At 64.2% G+C, this 19,604-nt stretch carries 19 protein-coding genes; 6 read left to right on the top strand and 13 right to left on the bottom strand.

The window, feature by feature from the left end; genetic code table 11:
• Nucleotides 1-13: 13 nt before the first annotated feature.
• The 3 genes from ACS13N_RS02815 to ACS13N_RS02805 all read right to left on the bottom strand — a co-directional run bounded on the left by ACS13N_RS02815 (nucleotide 14) and on the right by ACS13N_RS02805 (nucleotide 3,562).
• Nucleotides 14-433 (bottom strand): hypothetical protein, encoded by a 420-nt coding sequence (locus tag ACS13N_RS02815; RefSeq protein WP_438930254.1) that lies wholly within the window; start codon nucleotides 431-433, stop codon nucleotides 14-16.
• Between the two features lie 35 nt (nucleotides 434-468).
• Entirely contained in the window at nucleotides 469-1,116 is a 648-nt protein-coding gene (gene lolA, locus ACS13N_RS02810) for an outer membrane lipoprotein chaperone LolA (protein ID WP_438930253.1), read from the bottom strand.
• A gap of 100 nt (nucleotides 1,117-1,216) precedes the next feature.
• A complete protein-coding gene (locus tag ACS13N_RS02805; RefSeq protein ID WP_438930252.1) occupies nucleotides 1,217-3,562 on the bottom strand; it encodes a DNA translocase FtsK in 2,346 nt (781 codons plus the stop codon).
• A 212-nt stretch (nucleotides 3,563-3,774) separates the two neighbouring features.
• Here ACS13N_RS02805 and trxB point away from each other — a divergent pair, with 212 nt between their 5' ends.
• The 3 genes from trxB (at nucleotide 3,775) to ACS13N_RS02790 (ending at nucleotide 6,178) form a co-directional block, all read left to right on the top strand.
• Nucleotides 3,775-4,731: a thioredoxin-disulfide reductase gene (trxB, locus tag ACS13N_RS02800; protein WP_438930251.1), complete on the top strand. Its 957-nt coding sequence runs from the start codon at nucleotides 3,775-3,777 to the stop codon at nucleotides 4,729-4,731.
• A gap of 114 nt (nucleotides 4,732-4,845) precedes the next feature.
• Nucleotides 4,846-5,511 carry a Smr/MutS family protein gene (locus tag ACS13N_RS02795; RefSeq protein ID WP_438930250.1) on the top strand — a complete coding sequence of 222 codons (666 nt, stop codon included), beginning with the start codon at nucleotides 4,846-4,848 and terminating at the stop codon, nucleotides 5,509-5,511.
• A gap of 43 nt (nucleotides 5,512-5,554) precedes the next feature.
• On the top strand, nucleotides 5,555-6,178 hold the full coding sequence (locus ACS13N_RS02790) for a trimeric intracellular cation channel family protein (RefSeq protein ID WP_438930249.1): 624 nt from the start codon (nucleotides 5,555-5,557) through the stop codon (nucleotides 6,176-6,178).
• Nucleotides 6,179-6,213: 35 nt separating this feature from the next.
• On the opposite strand, the gene glnK is transcribed toward ACS13N_RS02790, so the two are convergent.
• Genes glnK through ACS13N_RS02775 form a run of 3 tightly spaced genes read right to left on the bottom strand, consistent with a single transcriptional unit; the run spans nucleotide 6,214 to nucleotide 8,850 of the window.
• Nucleotides 6,214-6,552 carry a P-II family nitrogen regulator gene (gene glnK / locus ACS13N_RS02785; RefSeq protein WP_039597077.1) on the bottom strand — a complete coding sequence of 113 codons (339 nt, stop codon included), beginning with the start codon at nucleotides 6,550-6,552 and terminating at the stop codon, nucleotides 6,214-6,216.
• Between the two features lie 14 nt (nucleotides 6,553-6,566).
• On the bottom strand, nucleotides 6,567-7,193 hold the full coding sequence (locus tag ACS13N_RS02780; protein WP_438930248.1) for a class I SAM-dependent methyltransferase: 627 nt from the start codon (nucleotides 7,191-7,193) through the stop codon (nucleotides 6,567-6,569).
• Nucleotides 7,194-7,212: 19 nt separating this feature from the next.
• On the bottom strand, nucleotides 7,213-8,850 hold the full coding sequence (locus tag ACS13N_RS02775) for an NAD+ synthase (protein WP_438930247.1): 1,638 nt from the start codon (nucleotides 8,848-8,850) through the stop codon (nucleotides 7,213-7,215).
• A 55-nt stretch (nucleotides 8,851-8,905) separates the two neighbouring features.
• On the opposite strand from ACS13N_RS02775, the gene ACS13N_RS02770 reads away from it, so the two are divergent.
• On the top strand, nucleotides 8,906-10,120 hold the full coding sequence (locus ACS13N_RS02770; protein ID WP_438930246.1) for a GNAT family N-acetyltransferase: 1,215 nt from the start codon (nucleotides 8,906-8,908) through the stop codon (nucleotides 10,118-10,120).
• Nucleotides 10,121-10,188: 68 nt separating this feature from the next.
• Here ACS13N_RS02770 and ACS13N_RS02765 read toward each other — a convergent pair whose 3' ends face one another.
• Both ACS13N_RS02765 and ppa read right to left on the bottom strand, forming a co-directional pair.
• A complete protein-coding gene (locus tag ACS13N_RS02765; protein ID WP_438930245.1) occupies nucleotides 10,189-10,386 on the bottom strand; it encodes a hypothetical protein in 198 nt (65 codons plus the stop codon).
• 303 nt (nucleotides 10,387-10,689) lie between these two features.
• Complete coding sequence (ppa, locus tag ACS13N_RS02760) at nucleotides 10,690-11,217, bottom strand: inorganic diphosphatase (RefSeq protein ID WP_021195606.1); 528 nt, start codon at nucleotides 11,215-11,217, stop codon at nucleotides 10,690-10,692.
• Nucleotides 11,218-11,375: 158 nt separating this feature from the next.
• Here ppa and ACS13N_RS02755 point away from each other — a divergent pair, with 158 nt between their 5' ends.
• Together ACS13N_RS02755 and ACS13N_RS02750 are read left to right on the top strand one after the other, a co-directional pair.
• Nucleotides 11,376-12,812 (top strand): aldehyde dehydrogenase family protein, encoded by a 1,437-nt coding sequence (locus ACS13N_RS02755; protein ID WP_438930244.1) that lies wholly within the window; start codon nucleotides 11,376-11,378, stop codon nucleotides 12,810-12,812.
• Nucleotides 12,813-12,849: 37 nt separating this feature from the next.
• Nucleotides 12,850-13,608 (top strand): SDR family oxidoreductase, encoded by a 759-nt coding sequence (locus ACS13N_RS02750; RefSeq protein ID WP_438930243.1) that lies wholly within the window; start codon nucleotides 12,850-12,852, stop codon nucleotides 13,606-13,608.
• 40 nt (nucleotides 13,609-13,648) lie between these two features.
• On the opposite strand, the gene ACS13N_RS02745 is transcribed toward ACS13N_RS02750, so the two are convergent.
• The 5 genes from ACS13N_RS02745 to ACS13N_RS02725 form a co-directional block, all read right to left on the bottom strand.
• A complete protein-coding gene (locus tag ACS13N_RS02745) occupies nucleotides 13,649-14,425 on the bottom strand; it encodes a fimbrial biogenesis chaperone (protein WP_438930242.1) in 777 nt (258 codons plus the stop codon).
• 29 nt (nucleotides 14,426-14,454) lie between these two features.
• Complete coding sequence (locus tag ACS13N_RS02740; protein WP_438930241.1) at nucleotides 14,455-15,432, bottom strand: fimbrial protein; 978 nt, start codon at nucleotides 15,430-15,432, stop codon at nucleotides 14,455-14,457.
• A 42-nt stretch (nucleotides 15,433-15,474) separates the two neighbouring features.
• Nucleotides 15,475-18,051 (bottom strand): fimbria/pilus outer membrane usher protein, encoded by a 2,577-nt coding sequence (locus ACS13N_RS02735; RefSeq protein ID WP_438930240.1) that lies wholly within the window; start codon nucleotides 18,049-18,051, stop codon nucleotides 15,475-15,477.
• A gap of 96 nt (nucleotides 18,052-18,147) precedes the next feature.
• Nucleotides 18,148-18,891 carry a fimbrial biogenesis chaperone gene (locus tag ACS13N_RS02730; RefSeq protein ID WP_438930239.1) on the bottom strand — a complete coding sequence of 248 codons (744 nt, stop codon included), beginning with the start codon at nucleotides 18,889-18,891 and terminating at the stop codon, nucleotides 18,148-18,150.
• 92 nt (nucleotides 18,892-18,983) lie between these two features.
• Nucleotides 18,984-19,517: a fimbrial protein gene (locus tag ACS13N_RS02725; protein WP_438930238.1), complete on the bottom strand. Its 534-nt coding sequence runs from the start codon at nucleotides 19,515-19,517 to the stop codon at nucleotides 18,984-18,986.
• Between the last annotated feature and the right edge of the window lie 87 nt (nucleotides 19,518-19,604).

Here is a 19,604-nt window from a genome sequence, read left to right as displayed (position 1 = left end):
ATTGGCTGCGCGCTCAGTTCGACGCGCGCTGCACCAACCCCATGAACTCCTTGGTCGGTAGCGGGCCGTGGCACGACTGCACGCCTTCAGCCCCACGCAGCAGCAACCACACACTCTCGCTGCCCGGCGGCTCAATCACAAACGGCTTACGCGATGCGGCGTCGGGACTACGCGGATCCGGCGAATAAGGCAACGCAACCACTTGCGCAGCATGCCCCTTGACCAGCGCCGCACACTCCGCGTCCGGCAACTTGGTAGCGCGCAGGAAATCCTTGTTGACCACCACCTCGGATAGCACGGTATCCGGCGCGGTCAGGAACGAATCGACATCGAAACGGGACACGCCTGTCGAGGCGCATCCCGCAAACACCGCCGCCGCTGCTGCTGCAACGATGGCCGCACGCTGCAGTGATGTGGTGAACGGCAAAGGCATGGTCGGTCTCCTTGTCGAAAACCGGCCCTTATGCGTTACTGCTTGATAACGTCAGCCCCCTTGGGCGGCACGAAGCGGAACGCGTTGGCCGGCAGTTGTGGATTCTTCTGAATGTTCGAGAACGTCAGCAGCGTGGTGTTCCCGAAGGCGTCGCGCAGCTCCATCCCTTGCAGCTCGCCGCTGCGAAAGCCGATGGCAATGCGCTCGAACTGCGTGTCCTTCGCCTTGGGTGTGAGTTCAACCCAGTCGATACCGTCCTTGGTACCGCCCTCCTTGAGCGTGAAGTTCTTCGCCAAGTCATTGCTGCCAAACAGGATGGCGGCCGGGCTGGAGCCGAGCGAGGCGTCGAGTTTGCGCTCGGTCACCTGGCTCAAGTCCTTGTCGTAGATGTAGAGCGTCTGGCCGTCGGCCGACAGTTGCTGCTCGTACGGCTTCACATAGCGCCAGACGAAGCGGCCCGGGCGCGAGAAGGTGAAGTCGCCGCTGGAAGTGCCCGCCAGGCGCAGCGGGTTGCCATTGGTGCCGCCCTTGACCTGGCGCTGGACGAACTCGCCGCGCGCAGTGGTGACGTTGCTCACAAAGGCGTTGAGCTGGTCAACCGCGCCCGCATAGGCACCGGCCGACCACGCCGCCAGCGATACCAGCCCAGCGGCCATCAGGTGACGTGCTTTCAACACAAACATAGGAATCCCGGTTTTCAGTTGATCTTGTAGTTAGTGGCCGGCCGCGCCGGAACATTCCACCGACGCGGTAACGCGATGTAACCGCAACATGCGGGCAGCGTCATTCTTCTTCGACGACGTTGCCGTTGCGGTTGGGCGCCAGAATTTCGCGGTTGCCGTTGCCGGACATGGCAGAGACGAGCCCCGCCTTTTCCATGTCTTCGAGCAGGCGTGCGGCGCGGTTGTAGCCGATGCGCAAGTGACGCTGCACCAGCGAGATCGACGCACGGCGATTCTTGAGCACCACGTCGACCGCCTGGTCGTACAGCGGGTCTGCTTCGCCGCCGCCAGCGCCGACAAGACCGGCACCGCCGCCAAAGCCATCGCCACCACTTTCACCGTCAACCACACCGCCTTCGAGGATGCCCTCGATGTAGTTCGGCTCGCCCTGGGCTTTGAGGTTGTCCACCACGCGGTGCACTTCGTCGTCCGAAACAAACGCACCATGCACGCGCACTGGGAGGCCGGTACCGGGCGCCAGGTAAAGCATGTCACCCATGCCCAGCAGCGCTTCAGCGCCCTGCTGGTCCAAGATCGTGCGCGAGTCGATCTTGCTGCTGACCTGGAAGGCGATCCGCGTCGGCACGTTGGCCTTGATCAGGCCGGTGATCACGTCCACGGATGGACGCTGCGTCGCCAGCACTAGATGGATGCCGGCCGCACGCGCCTTCTGCGCAATCCGCGCGATCAGCTCTTCGACCTTCTTGCCGACCACCATCATCAGGTCGGCCAGCTCGTCGATCACGATCACGATCATCGGCAGCTTGTCGAGCGGCTCCGGCGCATCGGGCGTGAGGCTGAACGGGTTGGGAATCTTTTCTTCGCGCGCGGCGGCTTCTTCAATCTTCTTGTTGAAGCCGGCCAGGTTGCGCACGCCCATCTTGCTCATGAGCTTGTAGCGGCGCTCCATTTCGCCCACCGCCCAGTTCAGGGCGTGGCCGGCCTGGCGCATGTCGGTCACCACCGGGCACAGCAGGTGCGGAATGCCTTCGTAGATGCTCAGTTCGAGCATCTTCGGGTCGATCAGGATCAGGCGCACCGCGTCGGCCTTGGCCTTGTACAGCAGCGACAGGATCATCGCGTTGATGCCGACCGACTTACCGGAACCCGTGGTGCCCGCCACCATGCAGTGCGGCATCTTGGCCAAGTCCGCCACCACCGGCTTGCCGGCGATGTCCTTGCCGAGTGCCATGGTGAGCTGCGACGCGCTCTCGTTGTAGACCTGCGAGCCGAGGATCTCCGACAGGCGCACCGCCTGACGCTTCGGATTCGGCAGCTCCAGACCCATGTAGTTCTTGCCCGGAATCGTCTCCACCACGCGGATGGACACCAGCGACAGCGAGCGCGCCAAGTCCTTCGCCAGGTTGACGATCTGGCTGCCCTTCACACCCGTAGCGGGCTCAATCTCATAGCGTGTGATGACCGGGCCCGGATAGGCCGCCACCACCTGCACTTCCACGCCAAAGTCCTTGAGCTTCTTCTCGATCAGGCGCGAGGTGAATTCCAGCGTCTCGGCGCTCACGGTTTCCACAACGGGCGGGATCGGGTCGAGCAGCGCCAGCGGCGGCAGGTCGGAATCCTCGATGTCGACAAACAGCGGCTGCTGCTTCTCGCGCTCCACGCGCTCGCTCTTGACCACGGCGGTCGGGCGCACGATCTGCACGGGCGGTGCTTCTTCGATGCGCACGCGGCGGGTTTCGACCACCTCTTCGCGCTCGACCTTGGCCGCCTCGCCGATGGCGCGGTCCTGCTTGCTCTCGCGGCGCGTCTTGAAGCCGACGAACAGCATCTCGACACCCGCGCCGATCTGCTCGGCCAGGTTCAGCCACGAAAAATGGAAGAACAGCGACAGCCCCACCGTAAACATCAGCAGCAGCACCAGCGTGCCGCCGGTAAAGCCCAGCGAGTGCTGCATCGCCCCGCCGATCAGGTCGCCCAGCACACCACCCGGCGCACGTGGCAACTTCATGTGCAGCGTGTACATGCGGATGGCTTCCAGCCCCATGCTGGAGGCCAGGATGAGCGCAAAGCCGATCCAGGTGACGCTGGCATCCACACGCGGCATGGCGGCGCGCGGCAAGCGTTCATCCGACATCAGCTCGCGCCAGCCACGCCAGACGCGACGTACCAGCAGCAACGCCCACCAATAGGCGGAGGCGCCAAAGACGAATAACAGCAGGTCTGCCAGCCACGCCCCCACGCGGCCGCCCAGGTTGCGGATCTCGTCGACCTGGCTGGCGTGGGTGAAACCGGGGTCGGCCCGGTTGTATGACAGAAGGATGATCAGGAAGGCGATGGTCACCGCCAGCAACAGGAACCAGCGGACCTCGCCCAGCAGCCGCCCAATACGGGAGGGCAGCGCGGCAGGGTCGGTACGGGTTGTCGGAGTGGTGGAAGCTCGGGCCATGCGGGAGACGGGTGCGCCGCTTGGGCGAGGCCCGCGCGGCTTAAAGACAGCACAAATGCGATGCCAAGGATTGTAACGCGCCCCTATCACTGCCATTGGAATTTACAACCGGGCGGACGAGGGGGTGCCACTTTATAATGTCGCCCGTCACCCTCACCTACCCTGCACGGCGATCGCTTCACCCCACACGCCGCGCAACTACGGAACGCATCATGGCAAAACACGCAAAAGTGCTGATCCTCGGCTCCGGCCCCGCTGGCTATACGGCCGCCATCTACGCCGCCCGGGCCAACCTGAACCCGGTGCTGGTTACCGGCCTGGCCCAGGGCGGTCAGCTCATGACCACCACCGACGTGGAAAACTGGCCCGCCGACAAGGAGCACCTGCAAGGCCCTGAGCTGATGCAGCGCTTCCTGGAGCACGCAGAACGGTTCAACACTGAAATCGTGTTCGACCACATCCACACCGCGCACCTGAACGAAAAGCCGATCCGCCTGGTGGGCGATTCGGGCGAGTACACCGCCGACGCGCTGATCATCTCCACCGGCGCCTCGGCCCAATACCTGGGCCTGCCGTCGGAAGAGAAGTTTGCCGGCCGCGGCGTGTCTGCCTGCGCCACCTGCGACGGTTTCTTCTACAAGGGCCAGGAAGTGGCCGTGGTGGGCGGCGGCAACACCGCCGTGGAAGAAGCGCTGTACCTGGCCAATATCGCCAGCAAGGTCACGCTCATCCACCGCCGCGACAAGTTCCGCGCCGAGCCGATCCTGATCGACCGCCTGCATGAGCAGGAGAAGAAGGGCAAGATCGAGATCAAGACCAACATGGTCCTCGACGAGATCCTGGGCGATGACTCCGGCGTGACGGGCGCCCGCCTGAAGGGCACGAACGCCAACGAGGGCAAGACCGAAGAGCTGAAGGTGGCAGGTGTCTTCATCGCCATCGGCCACAAGCCGAACACCGACATCTTCCGCGGTCAGCTCGACATGAACGAGACGGGCTACATCACCACGAAGAGCGGTCTGGCCGGCATGGCCACGGCCACCACGATCCCGGGCGTGTTCGCCGCCGGTGATGTGCAGGATCACATCTACCGCCAGGCCATCACCAGCGCCGGTACGGGCTGCATGGCCGCGCTGGATGCCCAGCGCTACCTCGAAAGCCTGGAATAAGCGCAACGCGTTTCCGCCGCCAAGGCAACGGCCGATGGGACACCATCGGCCGTTTTGTCATGCGTGGCGCATTCGTATAATCGACGCACGCTCCACCCTGATTCGCCAGTCGCCATGAAACGCGCTCCCACCCCCGCCACCAAGCTCAGCCTGACCGACCTGGGCAAGCTGCGCGAACAGCTCAAGCACGAAACCGAGGCACGCGAGGCCGAACGCCAGCGCGCCGAAGCCGCCGCCCGCAAGGCCGTGGAAGAGGCCAACGTGTTCCGCGCCAATGTCGGCGAGGTGAATGCGCTGCGCAAGAACAAGCGCGTCGAGCATCCACGCAACCCGCCTGCCCCCGACCCCGTACATTCGCGTGCGGAAGACAAGCGCGTGCTGGACGCCTCGCTGTCGGACGAATTCGACGTCGACAACTTGCTGGAGACCGACGACACGCTCTCCTACCGCCGCCCCGGCATCGGCGAAGACGTGCTCAAAAAACTGCGCCGCGGCGAATGGGCCACGCAAGACCAGATCGACCTGCATGGCCTGCGCCGTGAAGAAGCCCGCGAGGCGCTGGCCGCTTTCTTGCGCCGCGCCGTGCAGCGCGGTATTCGCTGTGTGCGCGTGGTCCACGGCAAGGGACTCGGCTCACCCGACAAGACACCGGTGCTCAAGGGCAAGGTGCGCTCGTGGCTGGTGCAGAAGGAAGAAGTGATCGCCTTCGTTGAGCCGCGCAACACGGCCGGTGGTGCCGGCGCGGTGCTGGTGCTGCTGCGCCAGCCGCACGGTTCCTGACACCCAATCAGCCCCAACCCACCAACAACAAAAACAACACCCCATGCACGTAACCCGCCTGCAGTTGGTGATGCACTGGATGGAGATCCTCGCGGTCTTCTCGTTCGCCATCTCGGGGCTGGCCGAGGCCAAGCGGCGCCGGCTCGATGCCGTGGGCGCATTCATCGTGGCCTTCCTGACGGCGTTTGGCGGCGGCACACTACGCGATCTGCTGCTCGATCGGCGGCCCTTCTATTGGGTCGAGCACGAGCACTACCTGCTCGCGCTGTTCATCATGAGCCTGTGTGCCAACTGGGTGATCCGGCTGGTGAGCCAACTGGTGTCCGACCGCGTGCTGATCGTGGCGGACGCCATCGGCATGGGGCTCTTTGGCGTGCTGGGCACGCAACTGGCGCTGGATGCGGGCGTGCCGATCTTCGTGTCGGTGATGATGGGCGTGATCACAGCGGCCTTCGGAGGCCTGCTGCGCGATGTGGTCTGCAATGAGGTGCCCATGCTGCTGCGGGACAACCATCCGTACGCGACCTGCGCGTTTCTCGGGTGTTTCCTCTACGTCGGGCTGACGTTCACGGACTTGCTGCCGAGCGTGTCCGTGGTGATCGCCACGCTGGCGATCGTGATCGGGCGGCTGGTGACACTGCGCTGGAACATCACCCTGCCGCGCTGATCGGCCAGCGCAGGCGCGCCGGCCAGAAGCCCCGCTTAGACCGCGGCTTCGTCCTTCTCGCCGGTGCGGATGCGGATCACCTGCTCCACCGGCATCACAAAAATCTTGCCGTCGCCGATCTTGCCGGTCTTGGCGGCCTTGACGATGGTGTCGATCACGTGTTCGACCTGGTTGTCGGCCACCACCACCTCGATCTTGATCTTCGGCAGGAAGTCGACTACGTATTCCGCGCCGCGATACAGCTCGGTGTGGCCCTTCTGGCGGCCGAAACCCTTGACCTCGGTGACGGTCAGGCCAGTCACCCCCACGTCGGCGAGCGACTCGCGCACTTCGTCCAGTTTGAAGGGCTTGATGATGGCGGTGATCTGTTTCATGGGTGTCTCGCTAACTAGTTGGTGAGGTATTCAAGCGTCCAATAATACTGGAGCCGGTTAATGCGCACATCCTGGGCGATGCCGGCCACGGTCTCGAGCAGGGTCCGGTCATCGGGAAAATTCTTCAGCACATCGTGTTCGCTGCCGTCCTGCAGGGGGCGGCGCTGCCACGTGTTGCCATGTTCGTCGTTGTAGGCGACGGGTGTGCTGGAGCCGAACACATACTGGTTATCAAACCACAGCACGCGCACCCCGGCGCCGAGCACGCCGTGCAGGCGTTCCACATGCGCGCGCAGGTGCTGCAGTGGCACGTGCGACCACCAGCAGCCGGCCGTCATCACGTCAAACGCGCCAGGCGCAAACGGCAGCGCATCGTTGTCGGCCCGCACGAACGATGCCCCCGCGATGCCCTTGCCGTGCGCAATGCGCAGCACGGTGTCGTTGTAGTCCGCCCCGACGATGCTACGCGCATCCGTCATCGCTTCAGTCCAGAAACCAGTGCCACAGGCCAAATCCAGCACCCGTGCACTGCGCGTCACGTCGCTCACGCGCGCCTTCAACCACGCCAAATCGTCCTGCCGTTCCGGCTTCGCATAAATGCGTTCGTATTCGGGGGCGCGTTTGGCGTAGTAGTCGAGCATGGTGATGGGCGCTCTCGGCTTATTCTTTGAAGCGCGAGGTGATCGGGTACCGCCAATCACGCCCAAACGCGCGCTGCGTCACGCGCACGCCTACCGGAGCCTGGCGCCGCTTGTACTCGTTGATCTTGATGAGGCGCACAATCTTCTGCACATCGGCTTCGGCAAACCCGGCGGCGATGATGTCGCTCACGCGCTGGTTCTGCTCCATGTAGCGCTGCACGATGGCGTCGAGCGCATCGTATTCGGGCAGGCTGTCCTGGTCGGTCTGGTTCTCGCGCAGTTCGGCCGACGGGGCGCGCGTCAGGATGCGCTCCGGAATGACGTCCGACAGCGTATTGCGGTAGCGGCACAGCCGGTAGACCAGCGTCTTGAAGATGTCCTTGATGACAGCGAAACCGCCAGCCATGTCGCCGTACAGCGTGCAGTAGCCGACCGCCATTTCGCTTTTGTTGCCGGTGGTCAGCACGATGCGGCCGGACTTGTTGGACAGTGCCATCAGCAGCGTGCCGCGAATGCGCGCCTGGATGTTCTCTTCCGTCGCATCTTCCGGCAGACCGCGGAATTCCTCCGCCAGCGCACCCTTGAACGCGTCGAACATCGGCGCGATGGAGATTTCGTCATACTGCACGCCCAGGCGGGCTGCCATGTCACGCGCATCGACCCACGAGATATCGGCCGTGTAGCGCGAGGGCATCATCACCGCGCGCACGCGATCCGCGCCCAGCGCATCGACGGCAATTGCCAGCACCAGCGCCGAATCCACGCCGCCTGACAGGCCGATGATCGCGCCCGGGAAGCCGTTCTTGCCGAGGTAATCACGCACGCCCACCTTGAGCGCTTCGTACACCTGCGCCTCCAGCGGCGCCTCGGGCACGATCGTGCCGGGCAATGCCTTGCCGCCGTCGAACTGCACGGTGCCGACGCCCTCGACAAACTGGCCCATCTGCACGACGACCTTGCCGTCGGCATCGAGCACGAACGAGCCGCCGTCAAACACGAGTTCATCCTGCCCGCCGACCAGATTCACGTACACATGCGGCAAGCCCGATTCCTTCACCCGCGCACCGATGATCTGCTCGCGCAGGTCTTCCTTGTCCAGGTGGTACGGCGAGGCATTGGGAATCAGCACCACCTGCGCACCGGCCGCCTTCGCGTAGGCCGTGGCGGTGGCGTACCAGGCGTCTTCACAGATGATGATGCCGAAGCGCGTGCCGTCCACTTCGAACACGAAGGGCTCGGTGCCGGGCTGGAAATAGCGCTTCTCGTCGAAGACCTCGTTGTTGGGCAGCTCCAGCTTGTTGTAGCGACCAAGCACGCGGCCATCCACAGCCACGGTGGCGCTGTTGGTGGGCTTGGGCAGTACGCCGGGCGCCGGGGCCTCCAGCGAGATCTGCGGATGCCCGATCAGCACGTGCAGGCCCGGAAACGCTGCCAGCTCGGCAATCAGCACGTCGAGCGCGCGAGCGCTGGCGTCGATAAAGGCCGGGCGCAGCAGCAAATCTTCGGGCGGATAACCGGTGAGCGACAACTCCGGCGTGAGGAGAATGCGCGCACCAGCCTGGTGCGCCTCACGCGCAGCAGCGACGATGCGGGCAGCATTGCCGGCGAAATCGCCGACGGTGCAGTTGATCTGGGCGAGAGCGACAGTGACAGTCATGGGGGCAATATGAGATGCAAGCGCAGCACCCCAGGCTGGAATTAGAATCGGCGGCATGACCTCCCGACCCCTCGCTCCCGAGCCCGAAACCCGCGCCGGATCACACCATTATCGCACGCGACTTGTGACCGATCTGCGCGACATCGGCCGCGATACGTGGGACGCCCTGCTCGCCCAGCAGACCGAGGCGACGCCCTTCCTGCGCTACGACTTCCTGCATGCCCTGCACGAGAGCGGCAGCGCATCGCCCGACACCGGCTGGTCACCGCAATACCTGACGCTGTGGGAAGACGGCGCGCACGGAGAAACGCTGGCCGCCGCCACGCCGCTGTACGTGAAGGGCCACTCCTACGGCGAGTACGTCTTCGACTGGGCCTGGGCCAATGCGTATGCGCAGCACGGGCTGGAGTACTACCCAAAGTGGTTGTCCGCCATCCCCTTTACGCCGGTGCAAGGCGCACGGCTGCTGGCGCACAGCGCCGACGCGCGCGCTGCGCTGCTCGACACGCTGCTGACAGTGGCGCAGCAAAGCGAGCTGTCTTCGCTGCACGTGCTGTTCCCGACCGCAGACGAAGCGGAGCAGATGCGCGCCGCCGGCATGTTGCTGCGGCAAGGGGTGCAATTCCATTGGTGCAATACGGGCTTTGGCAGCTTCGACGATTTTCTTGCCGCCCTGGAGCAGAAGAAGCGCAAGAACATCCGTGCCGAGCGCCGCCGCGTGCACGATGCTGGCATCACGTTCCGCCACGTCCCGGGCGCAGCAGCCACCGATGCCGACTGGCGCTTCTTCCACCGCTGCTACCGCACGACCTACCGCGAGCACCACTCCTCGCCCTATCTGAACCTGGAGTTCTTCCGCCAGATCGGCCAGACGATGCCGGAGAACCTGCTGCTGGTGATCGCTTCGCGCGCGGGGAATGACATTGCCAGCGCGCTGCTGGTCGTCGACGCGCGACCTGAGGCCTCAGTCATGTACGGCCGCTACTGGGGTGCGGTCGAGCATCACCCCTGCCTGCACTTTGAGACTGCGTACTACCAGCCGCTGGCGTATTGCATCGAACACGGCATCCGCACTTTCGAAGGCGGCGCCCAGGGTGAGCACAAGATGGCACGTGGCTTTGAACCGGTGGCAACGCTGTCAGCGCACTGGCTTGCGCATCCGGCCTTTGCCGACGCGGTGGGCCGATTCCTCGACCGCGAGACGGCCGGCATGGAAGCGTATCTGGACGAACTGACAGACCGCTCGCCGTTCAGGCAGCGTCCGGAGTAGAACCACCGAGGGAAAGACCGCGAAGGCGGGAGAGACAGCGTCCGCAACGGCAGCGGACGCGCAGAGACTTATCGCGCAGCGAGCTTCTGTGCGGGGACAGGGCACTGCGTCGGGCAGGCACCCGTCGTCGGCAGAACACCAACCGGCGCGACGCCACGTTCGCCAGCATGCGCGGCATCAGCCGGGCCAGCAAGCAACGCCCACACGGTAAAGGCGGTCATGGCCATGAGAGACAGCACGGGAACAGCAACGGTCTTGTTCAACATCGCAGTACCAGGGGTTGGAGTCAAACTTGACCGGGAGTCTAGAGGCGCTGTTTCCGACGGGCAAATGAGCGTTACTTAAATCTCTGTATAGCGGGATTGCGCTGCCCCATTTATGCACTGCGCGCGACAACGCATCGAAAAATGCATGATCTGCTATTCACTCACCGCAAATGGCGGTGTGACGCGGGTTGGTAGGAGATGCAACATTGCAGTCATTTCACCCGTGCAAACAAAAAATCCCGGCCATCCTTGCGGATGCCGGGATCTTGTCTGAGCAGACGTACGGCAAATTACTAAGGTTTCTTACTTCTTGTAATTGGCCACGCCGTCGACGATTTCCTTGTGGGCTTCTTCAATGCCGCCCCAGCCTTCGACCTTGACCCACTTGCCGGCTTCCAGCGCCTTGTACTGCTCGAAGAAGTGCTTGATCTGGTCCAGCAGGTTCTGGCCGATGTCCGACAGGTCGGTCATGTGGGCCGTCGCCGGGCTCAGCTTGTTGACCGGCACGGCGACCAGCTTGGCATCCACGCCGGACTCGTCCGTCATCTTCAGCATGCCCAGCACGCGGCAGCGCACCACGCAGCCATGGATCAGCGGGAACGGCGTGACGACCAGCACGTCCACCGGATCGCCGTCGCCCGACAGCGTCTGTGGGATGAAGCCGTAGTTGGCCGGATAGCGCATGCCGGTACCGACGAAGCGGTCCACGTGCAGCATGCCGGTTTCCTTGTCGGCTTCGTACTTGACCGGGTCGCTCTGCGCCGGAATCTCGATGATGACGTTGAAGTCGTTGGGGATGTCCTTGCCCGGCGAGACGTTGTTGAAGCTCATGGAAATGCTCCGGAATGCGCGAAATGCGTAAAAAACGCGACGCGAATGGTTGAAAAGAAGCTCGAAAACTGTCGGCGGGCATTATAGCGCCTGACACCCGGCAACCCTGGCGTACCCGTGCGAAAATCGCGCGTTGCCGATCTTTGCAGGAACCCCTTATGCACGCCCAGCACTTCATCGCCAACCGTTTGATGTCGCCCGATTCGGGTATGCGCATCAAGGTGTTCGACCCGTCTGACGGCCTGCCTTTTGCCGAGATCGCGCGCGGCAACGCCACCGACATCAGCGTGGCCGTGCATGCCGCACGGCGCGCTTTTGAGGGCGTTTGGGGCCAGTTGAGCCCCGCCGAGCGCGGCCGGCTGCTCATGCGCGTGGCCTTGCGCCTGGCCGATCACGAAGAAGAACTCGCCCGCCTGGAAGCCCGCGACACCGGCAAGCCGATGCGCCAGGCCCGCGCCGACGCTCGCGCCATCGCCCGCTACTTCGAGTTCTATGCCGGGGCAGCCGACAAGCTGCATGGCCAGACCATCCCCTATCCGGCCGATACCACCGTGCTGACCGTGCGCGAGCCGCATGGCGTGACGGCGCACATCATCCCGTGGAACTACCCGATGCAGATCTTCGGGCGCAGCGTGGGCGCCGCATTAGCCGCAGGCAACGCGTGCGTGGTCAAGCCGGCCGAAGACGCCTGCCTGTCGATTCTGCGCGTGGCCGAACTGGCTGCCGAGGCAGGGTTGCCCGACGGCGCGCTCAACGTGGTGACCGGCTACGGCCATGAGGCGGGTGCGGCACTGGCGGCACATCCGGGCATCAATCATGTGTCGTTCACCGGCTCACCAGAAACGGGCAAGGTGATCGTTCGCGCGGCGGCCGAAAACCACGTGCCCGTTACGCTGGAACTGGGCGGCAAGTCGCCCCAGATCCTGTTTGCCGATGCCGATCTGGAGGCAGCGATCCCGGCCGTGGTCAACGGCATCATCCAGAACGCCGGGCAGACGTGCTCGGCTGGCAGCCGTGTGCTGATCGAGCGCAGCATCTACGAGACCGTGCTGGATCGGCTCGCCAGCGTGTTCGAATCGATCAAAGTCGGCCCTGCATCGCTGGACCTGGATTGCGGCCCGCTGATCAACCCGAAGCAGCAGCAGCGTGTGTGGGATTTCGTCTCGGATGCACAGCACGCCAACATTCCGGTGATGGCGCAGGGGCAGGTCGTGCCGGAGGCGCCCGAGACCGGCTACTACCAGGCGCCGATGCTGTTGCGCGACGTACCGCACACGCACCGCCTGGCGCAGGAAGAGGTGTTTGGCCCGCTGCTGGCCGCCCTGCCCTTCGACAGCGAGGCCGAAGCGCTCACACTCGCCAACGGCACGCCCTACGGGCTGGTGGCCGGCGTATGGACGCGCGACGGCGGGCGGCAGCTTCGCTTGGCGCGCAAGCTCAAGGCCGGCCAGGTCTTCATCAACAACTACGGCGCAGGTGGCGGCGTGGAGCTGCCCTTCGGCGGCACGGGCCAATCGGGCCACGGGCGCGAGAAAGGCTTCGAGGCGCTGTACGGCTTCACCACCTTGAAGACCATCGCCATCCGCCACGGTTGAGCTGACACAGACAACACCAACACAACGAGGAGACACCATGCGGCTTGCCGGCAAGATCGCCATCGTCACAGGCGCGGGTTCGGGTTTTGGCGAGGGCATCGCCAACACGTTTGCACGCGAAGGTGCGCGCGTCGTCGTCAACGACTTGAACACCGAGGCCGGCGAGCGCGTGGCCAATGCCATCCGCGTGGCCGGGGGCGATGCGCATTTCGTGCACGCTGACGTGTCGGACGGTGACTCGGTCGCCAAGCTGCTCGGCGCCACACTCGCGCGCTACGGCGACCTGCACATCGTCGTGAACAACGCCGGCACCACGCACAAGAACAAGCCGCTGCTGCAAATCACCGAAGACGAGTTCGACCGCGTGATGGCCGTCAACGTGAAGAGCATCTACTGGACGGCGCGCCACATGGTGCCGCACTTCCGCGAGCGCGGCGGCGGTGTGTTCGTCAACGTGGCGTCCACCGCCGGCATCCGGCCGCGGCCGGGACTGGTTTGGTACAACGCCAGCAAGGGCGCCGTCATCACGGCCAGCAAGGCGATGGCAGCGGAGCTTGGCCCCGACAAGATCCGCGTGAATTGCGTGAACCCGGTGATGGGCGCCACGGGCCTCATCGAACAGTTCATGGGCATGCCCGATACGCCCGAGAACCGTGCGCGCTTTCTGGCAACGATTCCGATGGGGCGGCTGTCCACGCCGCAGGATGTGGCTAACGCATGCCTGTATCTGGCATCGGACGAAGCCGAGTTCATCACGGGCACGTGCCTGGAGGTGGACGGCGGCCGCTGCGTGTAAAGACTACCGAAAGCCCGAGCCGCGATTCGGGCGTACCGGCTCAAGGCGAGGCTTGCGCCGACACCTCCACCGGATGGGGATTCCCCACGTCGTCGATCCATTGCGCCTGTAACGGCAGCGCCTGTCCTGACGATGGCGTGATGCCACGAAGTTGCAGGCGCGTTTCGGAAAGCGGTGCGATCGTTCCCGCAGGTAACTGAGCGAGCAGGTCCCGCCCCTGCCCTTGCAGGGCATTGAGGCTGACATGCCAGGGCGTCGGGTTGCTGATAACCAGCGTTACCACTCCATCGGCGCCCTCCTGCTGCCAGCGCCAGCGTAATGCGTCTACGGCCTGTGCCGGATCACCCGCCAGCCCCTCCGGCCGATAGAACAGCTTGATGCGAGAACGGATGGTGACCGCCATCCGCTGATCACCCGACACGGGCTTCACGCTCCCCTCTGCAATGCCGCGCACGTTGAGCCAGAACATGGACTCGCGGTCAGCCGGCAGCTTGGCGTTGGTAAGCCGTGCGATACGTACGACGCGCTGGCTGTTGGGCTCGACGCGCACCAAGGGCGGCGTCACGGCAAACGGGGCTTTGCTGAGCTCCGGCGGCTGGTTTGGATCCCCCTCATCCACCCAGAGCGTGACACGCTCAGCGGGACCATCATTGCCCAGCGTCATGGAGACATCGGCGCGACTGCCGTCAAACACGACACGCGTGGTGGGCAGCAAGACAACGGCCTGAACGGATGACGACACAATCGCCACCCACGCCCCCATCAGAAGGGCGCACCAGGTGGCGCGGGATGGGCTATCTGCAAAGCGCGAACGCACGAAAACGACTCCTCGAGACAGAAACGAGCTCAGTTATAGGTGAAGGTGTAGGACACCGTGGCGTTGGCGGAGCCTGCTTGCGCAATCGGCCCGGTCTGGATGTAGCGCGCACGGAAGTCGACCTGCTCGCGGCCGCCGGTCGATGTAATACCGGCGCTGAACGTCTGGCCCAGGGTCACCGGGTTGCTGTTGTAGAGCAACTGCAGGCCAACGCCCCGTGCCGTGGAGGCGGGCGTCAGCGCCACGGTGCCATTCTCGGGCGCCCCCACCCGCGTGCCATCGAGTGCAACCGAGAGCCGCGTGCCGGCATCGCACATCATGGCGATGAAGAACGGTGTCTCTCCGGCAGTGGTGCCCACGCCGTGGAAGTCCATCGTCGTGGTGCGGTTCATGGGGATGTTGAAGGCGGTGGATACCGGCTGGCATGCCACCTGGGTAATGCTGCCGCCAGTCAAATTGCCTTGCGCAACACTCAGGGTGCCGCCACCCGTCTGCGGCACCGTCCAGCGGAACCACTGCGTAGGCGTCGGGGTGCCGCTGGTGATGGGACCGGTTTTCACCAAACGAATGCGGAACGGGCCAGGAATGAAATAGTTGGGACTGAACTGCCACAGCGTCGCCGGGTTGGTGAATTGGCGATCTGCCAGACCGGTCGGATAGTCCACCCGCACGGCGACCCCACTATTGAGAAATTGAGACATGCTGGTGTTGTAGTAGCCAGCCATGCCCGTCACAGCTCTGGCGTTGGGGAGCGCCATGAAACTGTTCTGCCCATTGCCGGTACCCGTGCAGTTCAAGAGCGTCAGGTTGTACTGCGCAGATGTCAGATCACGGTCCAACAGCACCGTCCCCACCGGCGCATCACGCTGCACGACGATATTGCCGATGTTGATGTTCCACACCAGCTCAGACCTTCCCGGCGCACGTGTGCAAGAGGCCTGCGCAGCCACCTTCGTGCAGGTCATCAGCAGCAGGATCGCAATGGCGGCTGGGTATCGCTTGTGCATAGGCAAATCCGGTTGAGAAGCCGGGGCGGTAGTTGGGGGAGCTTAGTCTGCGCTGCACTGGCTGACCACCATGTCGCCACTGGCTACGCCGGCCAGATTGTAGTTGACCGCACATTGCTGCGTGGCTTCCTCGCCCCAGCGCACGAACAGGCGCCCGCGCTCTTCCACGCCACGCACCCACAGGCGACTGGCCTGGCCGACCACGCCGATGACCTCGCCGGCTTCGTTCGTCACGTCCACGCCGAAAGGCAGCGGCTGGCCGTCCGGGCGCACTGCCTCGATCAGCGCGGTTCGGCCGCTGCTGGTCGGCACGACCACGCGCACTACTGCACCGGCGGTCGGCACGGTGGTGACGGAGGCGCTCTTGAGCTCCACATCCAGCGGCAGGCCCTTCGGGTCGATCGTCACTTCGTTGCGACGATACGGGCTCAGGTACGGCACGACCGCATACCCGCGCGCATCGGTCTTGACGCCAATCCCGTTGCCAACGCCTGCCCCCGGCGCGTCGGGCACGTGCACGATGCCAACGGTGTCGCCCATCTGCTGAGAAAAGGCCACGCCATCGCCATGCACGACCACGCCGCCCGATGCACTAAGCGAGAGCTGCTGGCTACCTTGGCTGCTGCTGATGCCGGCGCTCAGGTTGGCCACCGACGTCGTGTAGTTGACGTCGCCATTGAAGCGCGCACCCGCGTCCGAACCGTGGTTCGCAGACACGTTGTAGTTGCCTTGGCGCAGCTCGCCAAAGCTGCCGGAGACACCCACACGCGCATTCTGGCGACCATCGCTGTCGCGATCCATGCTGGTGCTCAGGTTCGGGGCATCGCCCGCCTTGCCCAGCGGGATGCTCAGGCTGAGGTTGATGCTGTTGGTCTGGCGCGATGCCTCGTTGCCGTACAGCGAGCGCTCCATCGTGCGCTGCGCCGAGATGCTGTAGGTGACCGACTTCCAGGTGTTGCTGTAGCCCACCGAAAAGCTGGTCGCACGCTGGCCGCGGTTCCAATAGTCCGCACTGCTGGCGTTGACGAACAGCGAGCCGCCTTTTTCACCCAGGCGCTGGTTGACGGTCAGATCCAGCCGGCCGCGCTGGCGCGCCACGTCTTGCCCGCTGAAGCCCTCGCGCAGGTCACCGCGCACACGTGCGGCGTCCGTTAGCGACAGATAGCCCTGGGTGGAATACCGATACGCCGCCACCGTGATGTTCGTGTTCGTGGCCGGCAGATCTTTGCTATAGGTCAGCCGATACGACTGGCCGCTCATGTTGCTGCCAAACCCCGGCAGCTCACCCGGCAACTGCGTTCTGGCGACAGTGACGTCACCAGAGAAGGCGCCGATGGTGGTATTTAGGGCACCGCCGACGAGCACGGCACCATAGCCATTCGACGCCGTCACACCGCCAAACAGCGTGACCTGATCGCTCACACCGCGGCGCAGGGTGGCTTCGACAAACTGAGTGCTATTGGGCAAGCCCGGGTCGCGCAGTTGGCCCACCGTCATGCTGTAACGCTGCTGACCATTGCGCAGCAACTGCGGCACGGCGGCAAACGGCACCACGAAGCGCTGCACGCGGCCGTCGGCTTCGATCACCTCGACATTCAGATCACCGCTGGAGGCGGTGCCATACAAGTCGCTGATCTCGAACGGACCCGGCGCCACCATGGTTTCGTAGATGACGTTGCCACGCTGGCGGATAACCACACGGGCATTGCTCTGCGCCACGCCGCGCACGGTGGGCGCGTAGCCATTCTGCGAATCGGGCAGCATGCGCGCATCGGTGCTCACACTCACGCCGCGGTAGTTCACACCGTCGAACAAGTCGCCCGTGGTCGACGCTTCGCCCAGCGTGAGCTGTGCGTCCATACCCGGCAGATCACGCTGAACCAGCGTGCGGCCCGCGCGGTAGCTGCCGCCAGTTTGGCTGTCGTAAGCAAAGTAGCCGTCGTGGCGAAAGCGCCAGGCGCCAATGTTCACGCCGGTGTTGAGCAATGCGCTGGTGGTGTTGCGGGTGGCGTAGCCGCTGCTGCTCTGCAACTGATGATTGACGCTGTAGTTCAGGCGCGCGGCATTGATACCGTTGTCGCGCAGCTCGGGGCTGACCCAGCCGCGCGGATCGCGCGCCAGATAGGCCTGCGGGATGCTGATGTCCAGCACCTGCTCGCCAGCGTCAAAGTTGACGGTGACGTCGGGCACATAGTTGGACAGGTCATCGCAAAACACCTCGGTCGGCAGCGGGCGTAGCGACTTGCCCGAGGCAGCGACGCGCTTGGCGTCCAGGCCGACCTGATCGAACAGCGCCGGGTCCAGGCAGACCTGCGTGCGGCCATCGTCAGTGATCTGCACGTCGATATCGCGCCGCATCACGAACGTGCCGTTGATGCGAATGTCGGCGCCGTAGGTGCCCGCCACGGTGTCATTGCTGGCGAAGCGGCTCCAGTTTGTGTTGCTGGCTGATTCGCCGTAGATCAGGCGCGGGTCAAACTCCACCGCCGTGCTCGCCAGCGCCACGCCCGGCAGCACGCCAGCCACCAGAGCCGCGATGAGGCGGCTCAGGTAGGCAGGCTGCAGAGGACGACGGTGGCGAGGGTTCATGGCACGAAAGCGATCGGTGGACGGACGCATCCCCCCTCAGCCCGTCCTGAAAGACGGTCTGGGCGGATGGCACAACGGGGAAAAACGGACTGCGGCGCGCGCGGGTGCGGCGTTGGACTGGCGCGGTTACGGCGCCGTCAGAGATGCAGAGCGGGCGAGGTTGGCACCCTGGTCATTGACGTACACGTACTGCACGTCGCCCTTGGCCGGCTTGCCGTTAAGCCCGCGCAGCGCAAAGGTTGTGGAGGCCAGCGGCGGCACCATACCAATGTCCGGGTGGCTGTATTCCTTGCCGTCCACCTGCAAACCGATCTTGCTGAAGTTGACGTAGTACGGCGTGGGATTGCTTGCTTGCAGCGCCCAGCCCTTGCCTTCCGGCACCACCGTCCAACTCAGCTTCTCGTGCGCCACTTCAGCAGCCTTGGCGGTCAAGCCCTTCGGGCGGTAGAAGATCTTGATGCGGGTGCGCACGCTCAACTGCAGGAAGTTGCCGCTGGGCACCTTGTCGGCAGATGGCGTAGGCGGGATATCCAGCGCATTGAACCAGTAGAGGCTCTCGCGATCCTGCGGCAGCGAGGCGCCGGTGAACTGCATCCGGATCACCTGGCTCTTGCCAGCATTCAGGCGAAACACGGGCGGGCGCAACACGAACGGCGTGTTGGCGGTCTCCGGCTTGGAATCGAGGCTGCCGTCATCCGTCCAGGTTTGCACAAGGGCCGGGCGTGCAGCGGTGTTCTGCAGGCGCACAGTGACTTCCCGCTCGTTGCCCGGAAAGATCACTCGCGTGCCATGGACGATGACCTGGGCCTGCGCAGAGACGGCGGCAAAGGCCAGCACACCAATCAGGGTGGCGCGGATCGTAGTGTTCATGGTCGGGTTCCTCCGTAGCGGTTACGTGCCTGGGCACCTGAGAGCAGCCAGAAGCGCGAGCCTCTGGCCTATGTCATCGCGCACTGCTGTGATCACGGGTAGACGATCGAGTATTCGACGCCGGTTTTCACCGTACCGGCACCCGCTGCGCCCGTGGCGTAGTACTGGCCGAAGAAATCGAGCTGAGCCTCGCCACTCACGATGGGCACGATTTTCGAGTTGGTGTTGTTGCTGAGATTGATGACATCGTGGTCGGAGTTGAGCAGCACAACGTTGACGTTGGCGGCGCCGGTCGGCTCATTGTTCAGTCGGCCCGCAGCGTTGACGTTGCCGCGGTTGTGGAAGTACGCCTGCACGTTGTTCTGGGTGCACGGGCTAGCCGCAGAGCCAATCTTGATGCTGAACGGCGTGTCGCCAATACGGGCGCCGTCAGCTTTCAGCGAGTTTTGAGCCACCTTCGGCAACTCAACGGTTGCGTCGGCGCCAGTGGTGCCGCCCGCCTCGATAACACAGCTGGTGGCAAGCACCTCGCCGTTAAAGGTAATGGTGCCGTCAGACTGCGCCTGAGCGGTAGCAGCAGCGCCGAGGGTCAGAGCACCCGCGATAGCAATAGCGATTTTTTTCATGGTTGGAAGATCCTTTTGAGTTGACATGGAGAGGCGCTGCTCTTGCAAGACGACCGCAGCGTTGGCCTGAGGGCGTTTGTGTTTTCC

This window comes from Ralstonia sp. 24A2 (assembly GCF_051783885.1).
Classification (GTDB): domain Bacteria; phylum Pseudomonadota; class Gammaproteobacteria; order Burkholderiales; family Burkholderiaceae; genus Ralstonia.
This window is presented reverse-complemented; position numbering and strand designations above follow the sequence as displayed.